Genomic DNA, 18,308 nt, shown 5'->3' with positions numbered 1-18,308 from the left:
AGAAGGTAGCTTTTTACATGCGGAAGACGGGCCGGCAGGTGGACCGCAAGTTGATTATTGCGCCCCATGTGGAGGCTGGTACTCAAGAGTTGGCCCGAGAGTTAGGTGTGGAGATTTACACCGATATTAACGAGTTATCCTAACTATCCATAGTAGAACTGGAAATGGAAGTTTATAACCTATGGGTATTACTCCATCACCTACCTTTCAGATTATACGTAAAGTAACCCTGTCAACTTAACTAGGCCTGAGGTATCTCTACTTAAACTATAAAATCAGAGGAAGCCCTCGCAGGAGTGCAAAGATATGGTAAGGGCTTCCGATCAGATAATTTCCTGTTCCTTCCTTCTGCCCTATACACGTCAGGGGATGAGCTGAAAGCCTCGTCTGGAGTCGACAGTTAGTAGTTGCCGACGGAGGTTGGAGGATTCAGAAATTCAGAATTTTTTCAAGCCCATGGCAACAAGTCGCCCTTCACAGATCTCCATGCCTGAGCTAATATCCTTATCCTGATGCTTATGTCCTCTTGCTCCAGGTCGATAGTATTTCTGGACCGATAGCTATACCTATTGGATCAACCTTCCAACCGAGGACCATCGTCACCCTGGTTTTATGGAGACTCTGAGTAGCGGACAGGTAAAATTGATTAAACGGAAGAATAGGAAAATGGGTTTTACTTACCTGTTTTCCTATTTTTCCGTTCTCCCATCATTGGGGACAGGTCTCCTTAAGCTCTTGGGTTTCTTTTTCAGCAGACGTTTCTTTTTCGAGGGTAGGGTAAATATTCAGGCCATTACTCTCTACCTTCAGCTTCATAAGGGTTTGCTTGGCGGCCATTTGTTCAGCTTCTTTTTTACTCTTACCTCGACCGATGCTATAAACCTGGTCATTTATGGAAAGCTGTACTTCGAAGGTCTTATCGTGATCGGGTCCCGATTTACTGATCAGGTGATAAACCGGAACACAATTAAAAACCATTTGTGTGTATTCCTGGAGGAGGGACTTATGATCCAGAATTTGATGTTCTTTAACGAGCTTTTGAATTTTATCACTGAAGCGATTGTAGATAAATTCGCAGGCTTTTTCTAATCCTCCATCCAGATAGACGGCGGCAATAAGAGCTTCGAAACTGTTAGCTAAGAGGGAATTTTTCTCTCGACCCCCACTGGATTTTTCACCCTTTCCAAGGAGTAAATAATCTCCTAGGGATAGTTCCTTCGCAAGTTCGGCAAGGAATTGTTCGCTTACTACATAAGATTTTAATTTAGCCAGGTCTCCTTCACGGAAATGAGGATAACGGGTATAGAGGAGATCGCTAATCACAAATCCTAACAGAGCATCCCCTAAAAATTCCAGCTTTTCATTATCTTCGGCTTCAACATAATCGACCTCATTGACATAAGAACTGTGTGTAAGAGCTTGTAGGAGGAGTTGGAGATTATTAAAGGGATATTCTAATTGCTCCTGAAGTGCTTCGTAATTGGGCATTTTGAAGATTGCAGACCTCTATAATTCCCTCCCTTATAAGTCGGGAGGGCTATAGAGAAGCCTGCAATCCGGGATTACTGCCGAAATTTTTTAAGTAAAATACAGGCGTTGGTTCCACCAAATCCAAAGGAGTTGGATAACGCAATATTGACTTCTTGAAAGCGGGCTTTATTGGGTACATAATCTAGATCACATTCTGGATCCGGTGTTTCATAGTTAATGGTTGGATGAATAATATCCATTTGAACGGTGAGCGCTGTCGCTACGGCTTCAACTCCGCCCGCAGCTCCAAGAAGATGTCCGATCATGGACTTAGTTGAACTGATAGCTAATCGGTAAGCATGTTCTCCAAAAACGGTCTTAATGGCCATTGTTTCAAATTTATCATTGGGTGGTGTTGAAGTCCCATGGGCATTAATGTAATCTACCTCCTCAGGTGCAATCTGAGCATCTCTCAAGGCCATTTTCATACATCGAGCAGCTCCTTCTCCATTGGGAGCAGGCATGGTAATATGATGGGCATCGGAAGTTAGACCATATCCGATGATTTCTGCCCTAATGTGGGCATCTCGCTTCATGGCGTGTTCCAGAGATTCCAAAACCAGCAATCCACATCCTTCCCCTACCACAAATCCATCCCGGTCCAGATCAAAAGGACGACTTGCTTTTTGAGGCTCCTCGTTTCTCCGGGAAAGCGCTTTCATGGAGCTAAATCCGCCAATGGCCAAAGGCGTAATAACCGATTCAGTACCACCTGCGATCATCACATCGGCATCTCCTCGCTGGATGAGCTTAAAGGCATCTCCAATGGCATGGGTTCCGGCTGCACAAGCCGTAACCACTGCTGAGTTGGGACCCTGGAATCCAAAACGCATGGATACATGTCCTGCGGCCAGATTAATAATGTGCATAGGGATAAAAAAGGGAGAGATCCGTCGATGACCTTTTTCTAAAAGTATTTGATGTTGTTCTTCCATGGAAGGAAGCCCCCCAATTCCAGATCCGATCAGAACTCCTGCCCGCTCCTTATCCAGGGTATCCAATTTAAGCCCGGAATCTTTAATGGCCATTTCACTCGCCGCCAGGGCATAATGGATAAATATATCCATTTTCTTCACTTCTTTTTTATCAATATAATCAAGTGGATCAAAACCTTTTACCTCTCCTGCAATTTTAGTCGGATAATCGGTTGTATCGAAACGAGTGATTAAGCCAATTCCAGACTTCCCTTCGCAGAGTCCCTTCCAAAACTCTTGAACATTATTTCCAATAGGAGTTACAGCCCCTAATCCTGTAACTACAACTCTTCTCTTCAAGATTTAACTCGGGTTCTCAAACTCTGCAAAACTCTTTAGGTTTGTGGTGCAAAGTTTGAGTTGGTCCTCTCCTTTCTAAGAGTTACATGGATCTCTTTTTTAAGACAAAAACCGGATGGCAAGAGATAAATCCAGAAGATAGAAAAATGGAAGAGGGGAAGAGCGCAAAGAACTATGACCCTGTTCTTCCACTCTCCTATTCTCCTTCCTTCCTCTTCATCTTTTACCGATCATGTATTTCTTTTGATGTACTCCACAGCATCTTTAACGGTCAAAATTTTCTCGGCTTCCTCATCGGGAATTTCGATATTAAACTCCTCTTCAAAGGCCATGACCAGCTCTACTGTATCCAGTGAATCCGCTCCCAAATCCTCAATAAAAGATGCTTCTGGAGTAACTTCTTCGGCATCTACTCCTAATTGTTCAACTATAATCTCTTTGACACGATCTTCAATGGCTGCCATAGATTACCTCCTTTTATAGTAAGGAGCAGGTCATAGACCCGTCCTTACTACATATACATTCCTCCGTTTACGTGAATAACCTGACCTGTTATATAACTGGCTTTATCAGAAACTAAAAACCTGACAACCTCTGCCACATCTCGGGGAGTTCCAAAACGTTGAAGCGGAATCTGGGACAGGAAATAACTTTTCGTTTTATCTGAAAGTTCCAGCGTCATATCGGTTTCTATAAAACCAGGCGCTACAGCATTCACCGTAATTCCCCGGGAAGCTAATTCCTTGGCAATGGTTTTTGTAAATCCAATGATGCCTGCTTTGGCAGCAGCATAGGCCGCTTGACCTGGATTACCTATTACCCCAACAATAGAGGTCATATTAACAATTCGCCCGCTCCTTTGCTTCAGCATAACTTTAGAAACGGCTTTGGTACAATTGAAAACCCCTGTCAGATTGACATTCAGAACCTGATTCCAATCCTCTTCTTTCATCCTGGGTAGAAGGGTATCTCGACTCATACCGGCATTATTAACCAAAATGTCAATACGCCCCTTCTCGTCGGTAACCCGCTCTACTAAAGCGTGGATTTCCTCCGACTGACTGACATCTGTTTGAATAGCCTGCGCTTTCCTCCCCATTTTTTCAATAAGTTTTACCACTTCAGAGGCTTTCTCTGCCTGATTCCGGTAAATAACGATAACCTCCGACCCGGCTTCTGCTAACACCAGAGCTATTTCCCGCCCGATTCCACGACTCCCACCTGTCACAAGGCTAACTTTACCCTCTAACTCCACATTGATTCCAACAGGAAACAATTAACAAAGAACAATTCCTACCGACTAATTATCTCCAGGTTGAATTGTTCTTTGTTAATTGCCTGATAAAGCCTGTACTGTTTTCTCCAAACTCTTCAGATCTTCAACATTTAAAGTAATAGCATTTTTATCAATTCTACGGATTAATCCAGATAAGACCTTTCCAGGACCTATTTCAACAAAAATAAGCGGTGTAGAGTCCTCAGACCGATTCAAATCCTCTCCTGAACCCGATGAAGAAGTAGTTTTCTGTGACCACCCAATCTTTAAAATCTGATGAATATCATCTTCCCAACAGACAGGAGCGGTCACTTGCCTCAATAAAGTGGGTTTAACCTCCCGGGCAGTTCGAATAAACGTCCCATCCACGTTGGTTACTAAAGGAATTTCCAAATCACGAAAGGTAATTTTGTCTAATTCTTCGGCAAGTCGACTTGCTGCGGGTTGCATGAGGCTGCAATGAAAAGGAGCACTGACAGATAGGGGGATAACTTTTTTAGCCCCTGCTTGTTTGGCCAACTCTGTAACCTCGGCTACCGCTTCCGTATGACCTGCAATAACGATCTGTTCTGGAGAATTCAAATTAGCCGGGGCTACTACCTGACCTTTAGCGGCAACTTGTTCACAAATCTCCTGAAGTTTTAACCGTTCCATACCCAAAATAGCGGCCATGGCACCAACTCCATTTGGAACGGCTTCCTGCATGAACTGGCCTCTTTTATGAACAATGCGGACAGCGTCTTGAAACTCTATAGCTCCTGCACTAACTAACGCTGTATACTCCCCTAAACTATGCCCAGCTACCGCTATAGGTTTAACTTGAGGTATTTGATCTCGAAGGACTTTCAATGCTGCAATACTTACCGTTAAAATAGCAGGTTGTGTATAAGCTGTCAACCTCAATTTTTCTTCAGGTCCCTCAAAACATACTTTAGCCAGATCAAAACCCATGGCTTCATTGGCCTGCTCAAATACCTCCTGCGCTACGCGATAAGAATCCCGGAGTTCCTTACCCATGCCTACATATTGGGAACCCTGACCGGGAAATACCCAGGCAACCTTCTTCTCTTGTTTATTCTGATTAGATGTCATGATGTTTGTGGCTGGTTTAATAATATATGGCGTATGAATGTCTTTTTCCCGCTTACAAAATAAGCATAACCTACCTATAAATGTCAAGATCAAAAATTTAACCCTTTAAGGAGAGAACAGTAGCTTTTCAACCCCCAATGCCCAATAAAAGAGAGGAATAGTTTTGGTAAGGAACCACACAGGGTTTTCCTTCTGCATGGAAATATAAATTCGGATTTTTTCCATCGCCTAAACCGATAATGCTCGAGGAAACCGTTCCATAGCCATTCCCATGGACACAAATGGCTTTTGACCAGGTCTCTCCAGGAGAAGAATGCTTCCCACAAAGTTTTTTTAACAAACCCATAACCTCAAAAATATCCTGATAAGATAACCTCTGTAAAGAATCTGCTATGATTCGAATGCGTTGCAGAGAAAAATCGTTCACATCCCCCTGGTTAGTCAAAATATAAATACCTGCCTCCAAAGCAACAGTCCTTATTCCGTTTTCATAATGGGAAATGTAAGCCTTTGAAGAATCTGCATAAAATAAGTTGAAGGGATTATACCGGTCTGGACCCTCTCGCTCTAAGAATCTTTGAACTTCCGACGCGGTCGAGAACGATAAGGCATCCAAACATAAAAGTCCTCGGGATCGCCTGGAGCGATCCGGCGGAATTTGGCTAGAACGGTTGGTAATTCCAACCAAAAGACCCTTCTCATTGAAACCTAACCAGGTCCCCCCCGCTTCTTTATCCCTTCCACCCCAAATGAGAGGTGCCCGGCTCAGGATACCGGGAGGTACCGATCTTCGAGTATAATGTTCATCCCGGTTGGCTGCAACTAAGATGGGATAATCTTTCATTAATTTATAAAGGATGATCAACGTACACATCTCTCTCACTTTCTTAGAACTTCTCCTAGGGCCTGAGGTCACCAACAAGACGATCCTGGAAGTCCAGACTCCGTATTAAAATAACCCTTCCCAACGATCTATTGCATGAATCAGGCCATAATCCCAGGCTTTTATCTATTCGCGGCAAGGTGGTACATTTTTCCTATTTCATTTTCTACCTCATAAAAATAGCAACAATTTTAATAAATCGCTTCCTTCTTTACTAAAGAAATCTGTATCTTTCTCTACCGAATAGACATATCGCGGTGATTGTCTCCATTCGCCTTGAGCTCATCTAGGGTAAGCAGAACTACCATCTCGTAGGACCTTTTTATTAGGCTGAGCTTCGCCTGGAAAACAGGACTATCCCTCTTCTTAGAATCTTCAACTTTCCTAAGAAAGGTTTATAGTGTTTGCATTAAAAAGTCAAGTTTAGAGTATTTAAGTAAATTCATTGCATACCCTTTGACAGGCGAACGAACTGGTTGTAAGCTAAGAGTATGATCAGGAAAGTTTTAACCCCATTTCTTCTCATCTCCTTTATCCTGGGAACTCTCAATACATTTTATATTTTTCCCATCCAGGCGCAACCCCCTTATCTTCATCGGGAATATCCCCAGGTTTTCAAAACTTTTGGAAATAATGCAGAAAAAATTTCAAGAAAGTATGGAAAACCGGGCTTGGAGTTTTTAAAAGATTACTCTGTCGATGGCTTGTTCCTCTTAGAAAAGTATGGGGATCGTCTTTCCAGATCCATGGCTTTCCTGGATAAAGAAGCCCTTTATACCCTCTATACCACCTTTGGTGAGCGATTTGATAACCTTACCACCCTCCTTCATCCTTCTGCCCTCGCTGATTTTTATAAGAAGTTTGGGAAGGAAGGGATATCTTATGTGATAGAAGATCCGGAAAATTACTTTTTATTCCAAGCCTACGGCCCGGATTTACTTCAACTTGTCAAGGAAAAGGGAGATATTGTCCTTCCCGTTGTTCGCCGGTATGGTTTAGAGTTTGTTAAAAACTACTATGATGATCAGTTCCTTGATCTGGTAGCTCGTTTTGGAGAGGATACCGTTGCCGCTCTCAATAAGTATGGAGAAAAAGCCCAGACCATCTTTCACCGTTTCGGTACCCAGGAGAAATTCCAACAGGTCTTGAAACGGTATGGTTATCACCAGGTCATCCCCATTCTGTATTATTACTTACCGGATAATAAGGCGGAAGAAGCTTTGGATAATATCGATGAACTCGGGAATAACTATCTGGATAGATTTGAGATCTTGGAGGATGGTCGGGTTGTTCGACAATATATAGCAACCGGAAGTAATGCCGTTGGAAACTTCTTTACAGGTGGGGTCAAGCAGTATGAGCGCAAGAAGACGCGAGGAGAGCCTGTTACCAATTGGGACCGGCTGGCAGTAGCTTTAGATATCGTAGGAATTCTTCCGGTGGGAGCCCTTTTCTCCGAAGGGGCTCGGGTGGCTATGGTGGGAAAAGGACTCAGATTGACCAAAACTTCCAAAGGGGTTAAAGGACTTGTAAAACTTTCTTCCGAGGAGGCTGCTCTTATAGCTAAGTATGGAGAAGAGGCCATACCTTTCGTAGCTAAATATGGGGATGAAGGTCTTCAGGCTCTCAAGGGTGCAACGGGAGAAGAGGTTTTAACCCTTTCAAAGGGTTATGGAGAAGATATGGTCAGGTACAGTGCGAAATATGGGGATGAGGCGGTTAAGGTAGTAAACCGATATGGAGATGATCTGGTTAAACTGGCCGCTCGGCATGGGGATGCCACTATTCCCCTGGTGGTTAAGTATGGAGACACGGGATTTCAGGCTGTCAAGACCTACGGAAAAGAGGTGGTTCAACTGAGTGAACTTTATGGAGACAGTATCGTACCCCATACGATCCGTTACGGGGAGGATTTTCTTAAATACGTGGCAAAGTACGGTGAGGATGCAGTAAAAGCCGTCGAGCGTTATGGAGATGAGGCCATTCAATTGGCCCGACAGAATGGAGATGAAGTTATTCCGTATTTAGCCCGGTATGGAGACCAGGGACTCCATCTGGCCCGACAGGGGAAAATCGGCCTGGCGGCTCTAAAATCTCTTCCCCCAGGCACGCTGAACTTCTACCTGCAGAAAGTTCTCAAATACGGGCTGTGGGGTGCGGTAGCGGCTCTCTTCCTGACCCATCCTTCCCTGATAAATGATTTTCTACATGCAATAGGCCGGACTCTAGGACTTCACTCTATGCTGTTTCCTCTCCTTTTCTGGACCCTGGTGTTTTTTATCCTGTTCTTAATGGTCTGGTTAATCTATCGAATGGTAGCTCGCTTTGTTTAAACAAAGAACACTTAACCCTTGACAAAGCACCCTGAACCCTCTTAGCTTGTTCGGTGTGTTCATCGTTCATAGTTCATGGTTTTGTTATATCAAAGGAGCATCCCCTATGATTAAAATCGTAGATTTTAGCCATGTATCCATTACCATTACAAACTTAGAAAGGTCCAAAGATTTTTACGGGAGAATCCTGGGACTTAAAGAAATTGCCAGACCTGATTTCGACTTTCCGGGAGCCTGGTACGGTTTTGGACCCTATCAACTTCATCTTATCTTGCCAAAACCCGGCTCCAATTCCATCCACACAGCTAAAACTATCGTTGAAGGTTCCCAGCAGGAAACTGAACCCTATATGCGGGATGACCATCATATCGCTTTTATAATTGAAAATTATGAAGAAACTAAGAAGATCCTGGAAAGCGAGGGGGTTCCTTTTCGAGAAGGCCGTAATGCAAAACTGGGTCTTCGACAACTGTTCTGCTGGGACCCGGATGGGCACCTGGTAGAGTTGGGGGTATATGATCGATAAATTTAGCTGTTGTCCGTTGTTCACCGGACAACAGTTTTTTGATCGGAAAGGGTGATTGGAGTAATTCCCAATAGCAATGGAAAGTAGGACGGTAACCTTATCAAAGTAGGACGGTAACCTTATCCCGGATAGCGGACACTTAATCAAAAAATAGGTAACTGGTAATTAAAAAACTCGGGATGAGAATCCCCATAGACCAGAGCATGTAACCAAAAAAGGTCGGCATTTTAACCCCGGTTGCTTCGGCAACCGATTTAACCATAAAATTGGGTCCGTTACCGATGTAAGTATTAGCCCCCATAAAGACAGAACCCAGGGAGATAGCTTCTAAAATTCTCTCCTCGGGTATACCTGGTATAGAGCCAGAGGTCCCCAAACTCTTGGCCAGATTAAAAAAGGTCAGGTACGTTGGAGCATTATCGAGAAAAGAGGAAAGGGTCCCGCTTATCCAGAAAAACTGCCAGGGCTCTGTAATCCCAAGGGTCTGACCCTGGGTCCTCAGGATCAGAAGCGCCGGTTGCATGGTGATAAAAATTCCCAGGAAGAGAATGGCTACTTCATAAATGGGATCATAAGTAAAACTATTTCGGGCACGGAGTTCATCCGGAGTAGCCAGTATGGATAAAATTCCCATCCCGATCATAAAAATCTCTCGATAAGGACTGCCTAAAAAAGCAACACTCAGGACCACTCCGAATAAAAATACAAAGTTAATTTTCCCTTCCAGGTGAAGCTTGACCCCAGGGGATTTCCAATTGCCTTCCAGGATCCGGGACATGTTGAAAGGATTTTCTTTTTTCCAGATCAGATAATCCAGTACAAAATGTAGAGTCAGAAGCCCGCTTCCCAATAATAACCAGGGTTTCCAGAGTTTAAAAGTCCAGGTAAAAGGAACTCCATTGAGGTATCCTAAAAATAGGGGTGGATCCCCCAAAGGGGTTAAACAACCTCCGATATTACTTACTAAAAATATAAAAAAAATAACCGTGTGGTGAACGGTCTTTCGGGTGGTCATTATTTTTAACAATGGACGGATCAGCAGCATGGAAGCCCCGGTGGTTCCGATGAGATTGGCCAGGACCATCCCCAATCCCAAAAGCAGGGTCGTCGCAGCGGGGGTCGGTATAATTTCACCAACCAGTGCAATTCCACCGGATATGGTGTATAGAGATCCTAGAAGGAGAATAAAAGCGATATATTCTTCGAAGGCATGGACCAGTTGAAAGGGATCTTTAAAGAGAAGGTAAAGAAGGATAGGCAAACTAAAAATTCCAATAACCTGGGCCTTATTTTTATGACTCTCCCACCAATATCCCTTTATTAAGGGTAAAAAGGCAATGGCCAGTAGAAGAAGGATAAAGGGAAGTACGCTAATAAGCGGCGGAACATCCATTGAATGAATTACATCCATTTAGAAAGATAATCATAAATCAGACTTGCAAGGATTTACGGGATTTTTATGTTCTTTTGTCTTGTCAATTTCGTAAATCCTGTTAATCTGGTTTATGCTTTTCCTTTTATTTTCGTAATAAATTCCTACTCAGGAGGTTATCTCTTTATAAAAATCTTTTATAAAAATCGATGGGATTTATAAGATTTACAAGACCTTAATTTTTATTCTGGCGATCTTGTTTAATCCCATCCGTTTTCTTTATGAGAAACGACCGATATGCTGATGAAGTGAACTATAAGTGGTATCCTTTCACTCAGATGAAGGATCTGGATACTCGAGATCCCATTGTTATTGTGGAGGGAGAAGGGGTTTATGTCAAGGATGACAAAGGAAGAACTTATATCGATGGTCAAGGAGGTCTTTGGAACGTCAATATCGGCCATCGAAGGGTGGAGGTCATCCAGGCTATCATCGAGCAGCTTCAGAAGCTGGAATATTTCTCCCACTTTGGGGGGTTCGGCAACCAACCGTCTACAGCCCTTGCCAGGAAGCTTATTGAGATGACACGGCCTGAGAGAATGGGAAAGGTCTTTTTTACCAACGGGGGTTCTGAGGCTGTCGAAACTGCCCTTAAAATAGCACGCCAGTATTGGAGACTTCAGGGAAAGGCTGGAAAATACAAAATCATCGCTCGTCGTAAGGCCTACCATGGGGTTTCTCTAGGAGGACTCAGCGCCAACGGCGTAACCGCCTATCGGAAGATGTTTGAGCCTTTAGTCCCCGGGTTTCGCCATATCTCACCGCCTTACTGCTACCGATGTGAGTTAAAAATGACCTATCCTGGCTGTGGGGTTGCCTGTGCAGATACGTTGCAGCAGATGATCGATTTCGAAGGAAAGGATACGGTAGCTGCCTTTATTGCCGAACCGGTCATGGGAGCCGGAGGTGTGATCATTCCGCCCAAGGAATATTTGCCAAGGATTCAAGAAATCTGCCGCAAAAACGAAATTCTCTTCATTGCCGATGAGGTCATTACCGGATTCGGGCGAACCGGAGAAATGTTTGCCGTTCGCCATGGTCCCATTCAACCGGACATCTTGGTCGTTGCCAAGGGTATTAACAGTGGTTACATTCCCCTGGGGGCTACCCTGGTCTCCGATGAAATTTATGGGACCTTCTTGGGTGAGTTGAAGGAAGGAAAGGATCTCAAACATGGCTTTACTTACAGCGGTCATCCCGTTGCCTGCGCTGCCGGAGTTGCCAATCTGGCCATTTTGGAGAAGGAGAATCTGGTAGAAAATTCCCGAAAGATGGGAGCTTACTTACTGGAAGGGCTTAGGTCTCTGGAAAAACACAGAATAGTGGGAGATGTCAATGGACTCGGACTCCTCGCCCGGGTCGAGTTGGTCAAGGATAAAACAACGCGAGAACCCTTTCCATTCGATCACTTTGTGGCCTTACGAACTGCTCAAAAAATTATGGATCATGGGGTAATCTTACGACCCTTACCCGGAGATATTATTTCCTTCTCTCCTCCCCTGATCATCCAAAGAGAGCAGATAGAGCAAATCGTGGATGCTGTAGATAAAGGAATTTCAGATATGGAGGAGGAGTTATAATCGGAAACTCCAGACCCCCCAAAAGGAAGGAAGCTCTGGATCCGGGATTTCTTTACCATGCCGGTTGTTCAGCGTTTTTAATAAGTTGAGCTTTAATTTCACCATGGATGGAGGCCCTGAGAATGTTTCCAGCGTGAGGATAAGCAACGAAATTTCCATCTGGGGAGAAGCAAGGATCCTCGCCATCTTTGATTAGCAGATAATCTTTAGATTCATCCCCTTGCCCATCCCCCTCCCAGCGTCCTTTTCTTCCCCAGACCTCCTCATCCAGCTTATTGCCGCGGCGGGCTATCCAGCTATCCCCATTGTGGACAAAGGCCAGCCATTTACCTGATTTGGACCAGACCGGAGGGTTACGTTGTGAAAAGTAAAAAAAGGTCTCATCATCCAAAAGATTGAAGTGTGCGGTGGGCCCCTATGCCCGGGTCGGGTGTAGTGGCGCATCCAAAATGAAGTAACCGATGATGCCGTCCTTCCTGTAAACCCCATTTATTTTTATAAACAAAAGTTCTCCAGATTTCTCGTAATTCGGCATTTAGGCAGGCTTTGCAGGAATATTCTACCGTAAGACTTTGTCAGAATTCGGGTATCCAGAATCGACAGGACTCCCGTATCTTTTTTACTCCGGATAAGGCGACCCAGGCCTTGTTTGAGGGTGATAATGGCCGAAGGGATCTGATATTCATGGAAGGGATCTCGCCCCTGTTCTTTAAGTTGATCGATACGGGCTTCGACCAGGGGTTCTGAAGGGGCTGCAAAGGGGAGTTTATCGATGATTACACAACTCAACGCTTCTCCCTGGACATCGATTCCTTGCCAGAAACTACTGGTTGCGAAAAGTACCGCCTGACCGCTGGTTTTAAAACGTTCAAGGAGGGCCGATTTGCTAGCTTCTCCTTGCTTGAGCAGGGGGAATTTTAAGACCGGTTTGAGCCGGGTATAAACCTCTTCCAAATTTTTATAACTGGTAAATAAGACGAAGGCCCGGCCTCGGGTTTTGTTAACGATATTGGCAATCTCTCGGGCAGCTGCATCGATAAATCGAGGTTCTCGTGGGTCCGGCATATGAGGAGGAATATAGAAAATAGCCTGCTTTTCATAGTCAAAGGGAGAAGGAACGATACGTTCAAGGGCATCTTCCAGGCCCAAACGATCCTTCAAGAATTGAAAACTTCCCCCTGTGGAGAGGGTAGCCGAGGTGAGAATGACCGTTTCGATATTGCGAAAAACATTCTGGCGCATATCGGCGGAGATATCAATGGGCGAAGCCCCCAGGCCGATCCATCTACCTCGAATATCGCACCAGTAAACGTAACCGGGTTCGTTTAAACCCATGATGAAGGCCAGGTTGCTTTTCATGATAGCCGTTCGATCTGCCTGATTCCGGAGGCCTTCCGTTGGCTTTTTTAATCCTTTCAAGAGAGATTCGAGAAGTGTCAGGGTATTGAGAAGATCCGGCAGGATCTTTCTCGAAGGCTCCGGCAGGATCTTTGGACTTAATCTATATTTATGGTCGATACGCAGGGAAAAGCCAGAGGTTTCGGAGAAAGCGGGTTTTTGAGATAGAATGTGAACGGGCACAAAGGGGGTAAAAAACTGTTCAGACCTTTTCTGTAAAGCATCTAGGGTTTTGCTGATTTCAGGCTCCTCCACTTCGGCCAGGTTAAGTTCCCTGGCTATATCCCTGATCAACTCTTCGACGCCATAATTACTGAGCTGTACGCTAAAGTAGCTGGTTGCGATATCTTCTAGCTGATGGGCTTCGTCAAAAATCACCGCATCATAAGGGGGAATAGCTTCCCCCCGTCCGGCCGCTTTAAGGGCCAGGTCTGCAAAGAACAGATGGTGATTTACAATGATAATATCTGCCATCCCGGCTGCTCGTTTAACCCGGGCAGTAAAGGACTTGGTGGCAAAATACTCACACTTGGAACCCAGGCAGGTTTCCGTGGTTGAAGCGATCTCTCGCCAGAGGGGAGAGTTATCTGGAAGGTCGGCTAATTCAGCCCGGTCTCCGGTTTGGGTACGATGGGCCCAGCGGATGATTTCCTGGAATTGCTTCATATCTTCTTGAAACAGTAACCCTTGCTGCCGAAATTGATTAAACCGCCGGAGACAGAGGTAGTTATTCCGTCCCTTCATGTAGGTTGCTTTGAATTTAACGGGAAGGTGCTTTTCTAAAAAAGGAATATCCTTCAAGTAAAGTTGTTCCTGGAGATTCTTGGTTCCGGTAGAGATCACCACCTTCTTTCCACTGAGAATGGCCGGGATCAGATAGGCCAGTGTTTTACCGACTCCGGTTCCGGCCTCCACAATGACGTGACGACCCTGCCGGAGACCTTCTGCAATCACCTCACTCATTTCAATTTGCCCAGGGCGGTATTCATAATAGGGCAGAGATCTGGCCAAAAGGCCGTCTTCGCCAAAGATAGCTTTAAGGGTTAAAGGGGATTTACTCAATAAGTACCGGGTACGGAATACAGAGTGATCAGAATCCATTATCTCAATCCCTCGGTATTCAGTACTCGCTGTCATGACTGCTCTTATCTTCCCCAAACCGGGCTATTAACTGTTCTGGGGTCATCAAAATAGCACGGGGTTTACTTCCTTCGAAGGGCCCCACGATCCCATCGGCTTCCATCATATCTATCAGTCGAGAAGCACGACTGTGGCCGACTTTAAGCTTCCGTTGAAGCATAGAAATGGAGGCAATTCCACTGGTGACCACCAGTCTGACCGCTTTTTCATAGATATCATCGGTGATTTCTTCGGTCTCACCTTGGGGCTTTTGGGTAAGTATGGAATTATCGTACCGGGGGGTTCCTTGGGTTTTGAGGAAAGTAGTTAGTTTTTTAATTTCCTTCTCCGACACGTAGGATCCATGGATTCGCTTAATCCGGGAGGTGCCCGGGAGCAAAAATAACATGTCTCCATCTCCCAAGAGTTTCTCGGCTCCATTGGTATCCAGGATTGTTCGGGAATCTACCTTGGAGGAAACCCGGAAGGAGATCCGGGCCGGGAAGTTGGCCTTAATAACTCCGGTAATAACATCTACCGAGGGTCTCTGGGTTGCCAGGATCAGATGAATTCCAACCGCCCGAGCCATTTGGGCCAGTCGGGTAATAGGTCCTTCGACTTCAGCTGCCGAAGTAATCATCAAGTCGGCAAGTTCATCGATCACAATGACCAGATAGGGAAGTCTTTCTTCCCCTCTTTCCTTATCTCGTCCAAAGAGTAAAGGAGGTCGACCTGTAACCTCTACCTCATCTATGGCCTGGTTATATTGATCAATATTTCGAACTCCTTTTTTGGCCAACACCCGGTAACGACGTTCCATCTCTAAAGTGGCCCAGTTTAGAGCACTGGCCGCTTTTTTAGGATTCGTTACCACGGGAGTAAGTAAATGAGGAATATCATCATAAACGCCCAATTCAAGCATTTTAGGATCTATCAGAATAAATCGGATCTCCTGGGGTGAGGCATTAAAAAGCAGACTACAGATGAGGGCGTTTAAACAAACACTTTTTCCGGATCCCGTTGCCCCGGCTATGAGAAGATGTGGCATCTTGGCAAGATCGGCCACATAAGGAACCCCGGCCGTATCCTTCCCTAAAGCCAGGGTCAATTTGGATTTGCTTTCCCGAAACTCTTTGGAAGTCAGGATATCCTTCAAATAAACTATCTCGCGTTTCGCATTGGGAACTTCTATCCCAACCACGTCTTTTCCCGGAATGGGAGCAACGATACGTACCGACATAGCTTTCAGGGCCAAAGCCAGATCGTCTGCCAGATTAACGATCTTGTTAATTTTTACCCCTGAGGCCGGTTGAAATTCATAACGGGTGATAACCGGTCCGGGACTGACCCGGGTAACCTGACCTTCCACACCAAAATTCCAAAGTTTCTCTTCTAATACCCGTGAGTTATGAACCAGATCCCGTCTCAACTCCGGTTGAAGGGATTGAGGTTGTGATTCCAAGATACTGAGCGGAGGATACTGATAACCATGATTCGAGCGTACATAGTCAGGTTCCACTTCCTTGCTTTTTCCCGATAAGGTTTCAGATAATTTTTGAATTCCTCTTTTAACCAGGGACGTCTTTTTCGGTTCTTTTTTCCTAGGCTTTACCTCAGATGATTTCAAATCCAGGATATTAATTTCCTGGGGTGGAGGGGATTCCACCGCGGTTACTGAATACCCCATAAGTCGTGTGCCTGATTTTATCAAGGCATCCAGTAAGGAGGCCGGAAATACCAGAACGATGGCCACCGATAGACCTGTCAGGACCAGGATGAGTGTGCCCAGGGTACTAAAAAATGGCAAAAAAATTTGAGAAGCCAACTGACCGAAAACTCCTCCCATGAGAAATCCCCTGTTTGAATCGGGATGGTCTAAATTGAGAAGGGACAGAAAAGAACAAAAACAGATCAGTAACAGAAGAGATCCCAGCAGATTAGAGGTACCCGTATTCTCGGGAGTTGGCTTAAATTTAAGAACCCCCCGGTAAGTCAGCATCAGTGGGATCAGAAAAGCCCCATAGCCAAAAAACTGGAGAAGCCAATCGGAGAGTTGGGCTCCAATAGAACCTCCGAAATTCTGAATATCTCCAGAACTACCCGTGTTACCAGAAGAATCCATGGAATGATAGGAGACGAGGCTGATAAGTAAAAATATAGCCAATGCCAGGAAGAAGACGCCCTGGATCTCATGACGGTTATCCCCAGGAGATTTCACAGATAATTTGGTTATCTTGGTTTTACCTTTTGAGTTGTTCTTGGCCATGAATAAGTCCTATTTCCCCCTCTGCTTGATTTTTTTACCCCTAAAGGCAAATTTTATACAAACTTTTCCGCTTGTCAAGAAAGTTTCATCTCGAGAAAGTAAATAAATTTAACGACCTTTTCAAAGATTATGTCCGGTTCCTCAAAGGAAATGAGGTTTTCTTTAGTCGGCAGCTCTATTTATTCTGGTCTGAAAACCTCATTCAGATCACTGACATAAGCACCGGGTCGGGTTCCCCCTCCAAGAACATAGATTTGCCCATTCACAACAACCGCACCCAAACCGTGTCGAGGAGTTGGCATGGGAGCTAACGAGGTCCATTGGTCTTTCAGAGGATCATAAGCTTCATTCTGGTTAAAGGTTCCGGAAGGGGCTTCTCCGCCGAACACATAAATTTTATCATTTAAAACAGCCCCGGCAATTCCACTTCGGGCCGTGGGGAGAGGAGCTTTAGTAGACCAGGTATCTGTGACAGGATCGTATTCCTCGTTGGTAGAGATATTGTGGGCATAACCTGCGACCCTTCCTCCAATGGCATATAGCTTATTTTTAACTACACCTACCGCCAGATGATCCCGGGCTGTGGGCATGGGTTTCCTGGATTCCCAGGCGTCTTTTGAAGGATCATAGACCTCATGGGTGGCTAAATCTCCCTCACTTCCAACTCCCCCTACCGCATGGAGTTTATCGGCTATTACTCCTACACTTAAGGCTCCACGGGCCGTTGGCATGGGAGCCTTGGCTTCCCATCTATCCAGGCTTGGGTCATACATCCAGTTGGTGTTAACGGGTTTCCAATCTTCTTTAAATCCACCAACTACATAAAGTTTTCCCAGAACTACTCCAATTCCGACATGGTGTAAGGGTACCGGCAAGGGGGTTTTCCGCTGCCATTTATCTGTAGCCGGATCGTAAACTTCTACAACTCCCGTAGTACCTCTCGAACTAAGTCCTCCAATCACATAAATTTTTCCATTTATAGCCACTGCCGCTACTTCTGTTCGAGGGGTTAAAAGGGGAGCCTTTTTCTCCCACCTTCCTTCTCCAGCGGCTGTCAACAAAAAGGCAAAAAGCAGAAGGCAAAGGGTAAGAGGTAAAAGGTAATAAATTATAACTTTTCCAATTCTCTGTTTTTTCTGTAGGTAAATCAATTCTCTATCTAAACCTCCATCCCCCACCCCTCAAGGATCATGATAGTAAGTTAAAGGCTAAAATCCTGTAGAGACCGCCTGTTTATAGTTATAAAATTCTAAAAATTCTCAAAGCTTCCTCCCAGGAATCGGTTCAACAGGGCTAAAAATTTACTTCTTAGTTTTTAACTTAACACCACAACCCTCAAGGGGGGGGGGCGGAAGGGTATTTTTCTTTCATATACCTTTAAGAAACTGTCCGGGAAACAGTTCTTATTTCAAGGGTTAAGGTCAATGGATGATTCGGGAATAAAAATCTCAACCCGCTATTCCTTAAACCTGTCCAGGAAGTAAGGCAGAATATCATCCTACCTTAAGATAGAAAACTCAGCCATGCCTTCCTGCTTCGGTTTGGACCGTTTGAGATAATTTCTTTAAAGGGATACAAAGATCAAATCAACTAAAGTGC

Annotated in this window: 14 protein-coding genes; 3 read left to right on the top strand and 11 right to left on the bottom strand. The window is 44.8% G+C overall.

Features of this window, described 5'->3' with window-relative positions; genetic code table 11:
- Window positions 1-708 precede the first annotated feature (708 nt).
- The 6 genes from rnc to VNM22_17415 form a co-directional block, all read right to left on the bottom strand.
- Complete coding sequence (gene rnc / locus VNM22_17440; GenBank protein HWP48943.1) at window positions 709-1,488, bottom strand: ribonuclease III; 780 nt, start codon at window positions 1,486-1,488, stop codon at window positions 709-711.
- 74 nt (window positions 1,489-1,562) lie between these two features.
- Window positions 1,563-2,804: a beta-ketoacyl-ACP synthase II gene (gene fabF, locus VNM22_17435; protein HWP48942.1), complete on the bottom strand. Its 1,242-nt coding sequence runs from the start codon at window positions 2,802-2,804 to the stop codon at window positions 1,563-1,565.
- A gap of 230 nt (window positions 2,805-3,034) precedes the next feature.
- A complete protein-coding gene (locus VNM22_17430; protein HWP48941.1) occupies window positions 3,035-3,268 on the bottom strand; it encodes an acyl carrier protein in 234 nt (77 codons plus the stop codon).
- A gap of 47 nt (window positions 3,269-3,315) precedes the next feature.
- The gene (gene fabG, locus VNM22_17425; GenBank protein ID HWP48940.1) at window positions 3,316-4,080 is read right to left on the bottom strand and encodes a 3-oxoacyl-[acyl-carrier-protein] reductase; all 765 of its coding nucleotides are present in this window, start codon (window positions 4,078-4,080) and stop codon (window positions 3,316-3,318) included.
- A gap of 54 nt (window positions 4,081-4,134) precedes the next feature.
- Window positions 4,135-5,172: an ACP S-malonyltransferase gene (gene fabD / locus VNM22_17420; GenBank protein ID HWP48939.1), complete on the bottom strand. Its 1,038-nt coding sequence runs from the start codon at window positions 5,170-5,172 to the stop codon at window positions 4,135-4,137.
- 127 nt (window positions 5,173-5,299) lie between these two features.
- A complete protein-coding gene (locus tag VNM22_17415; protein ID HWP48938.1) occupies window positions 5,300-6,046 on the bottom strand; it encodes an NRDE family protein in 747 nt (248 codons plus the stop codon).
- 500 nt (window positions 6,047-6,546) lie between these two features.
- Between VNM22_17415 and VNM22_17410 the strand changes: the two genes are divergently transcribed.
- Window positions 6,547-8,388: a hypothetical protein gene (locus tag VNM22_17410; protein HWP48937.1), complete on the top strand. Its 1,842-nt coding sequence runs from the start codon at window positions 6,547-6,549 to the stop codon at window positions 8,386-8,388.
- A gap of 106 nt (window positions 8,389-8,494) precedes the next feature.
- The gene (locus VNM22_17405; GenBank protein HWP48936.1) at window positions 8,495-8,914 is read left to right on the top strand and encodes a VOC family protein; all 420 of its coding nucleotides are present in this window, start codon (window positions 8,495-8,497) and stop codon (window positions 8,912-8,914) included.
- Window positions 8,915-9,053: 139 nt separating this feature from the next.
- Here the strand turns inward: VNM22_17405 and VNM22_17400 are convergent, their stop codons facing one another.
- The gene (locus VNM22_17400; GenBank protein HWP48935.1) at window positions 9,054-10,325 is read right to left on the bottom strand and encodes a sodium:proton antiporter; all 1,272 of its coding nucleotides are present in this window, start codon (window positions 10,323-10,325) and stop codon (window positions 9,054-9,056) included.
- A gap of 242 nt (window positions 10,326-10,567) precedes the next feature.
- Between VNM22_17400 and VNM22_17395 the strand changes: the two genes are divergently transcribed.
- A complete protein-coding gene (locus tag VNM22_17395; protein ID HWP48934.1) occupies window positions 10,568-11,926 on the top strand; it encodes an aspartate aminotransferase family protein in 1,359 nt (452 codons plus the stop codon).
- Window positions 11,927-11,978: 52 nt separating this feature from the next.
- Here the strand turns inward: VNM22_17395 and VNM22_17390 are convergent, their stop codons facing one another.
- From VNM22_17390 to VNM22_17375, 4 genes are all read right to left on the bottom strand, one after another.
- Entirely contained in the window at window positions 11,979-12,317 is a 339-nt protein-coding gene (locus VNM22_17390; GenBank protein HWP48933.1) for a hypothetical protein, read from the bottom strand.
- Window positions 12,318-12,421: 104 nt separating this feature from the next.
- Window positions 12,422-14,425: an ATP-dependent DNA helicase gene (locus VNM22_17385; GenBank protein ID HWP48932.1), complete on the bottom strand. Its 2,004-nt coding sequence runs from the start codon at window positions 14,423-14,425 to the stop codon at window positions 12,422-12,424.
- Window positions 14,426-14,444: 19 nt separating this feature from the next.
- On the bottom strand, window positions 14,445-16,709 hold the full coding sequence (locus VNM22_17380) for a DNA translocase FtsK (protein ID HWP48931.1): 2,265 nt from the start codon (window positions 16,707-16,709) through the stop codon (window positions 14,445-14,447).
- A 179-nt stretch (window positions 16,710-16,888) separates the two neighbouring features.
- Window positions 16,889-17,860: a kelch repeat-containing protein gene (locus VNM22_17375; protein HWP48930.1), complete on the bottom strand. Its 972-nt coding sequence runs from the start codon at window positions 17,858-17,860 to the stop codon at window positions 16,889-16,891.
- Between the last annotated feature and the right edge of the window lie 448 nt (window positions 17,861-18,308).

The sequence above is a fragment of the Candidatus Limnocylindrales bacterium genome, from assembly GCA_035559535.1.
GTDB lineage: Bacteria > Moduliflexota > Moduliflexia > Moduliflexales > JAUQPW01 > JAUQPW01.
Note: the sequence above shows the minus strand (reverse complement) of the source record. Positions and strands in the feature narration are given on the sequence as shown.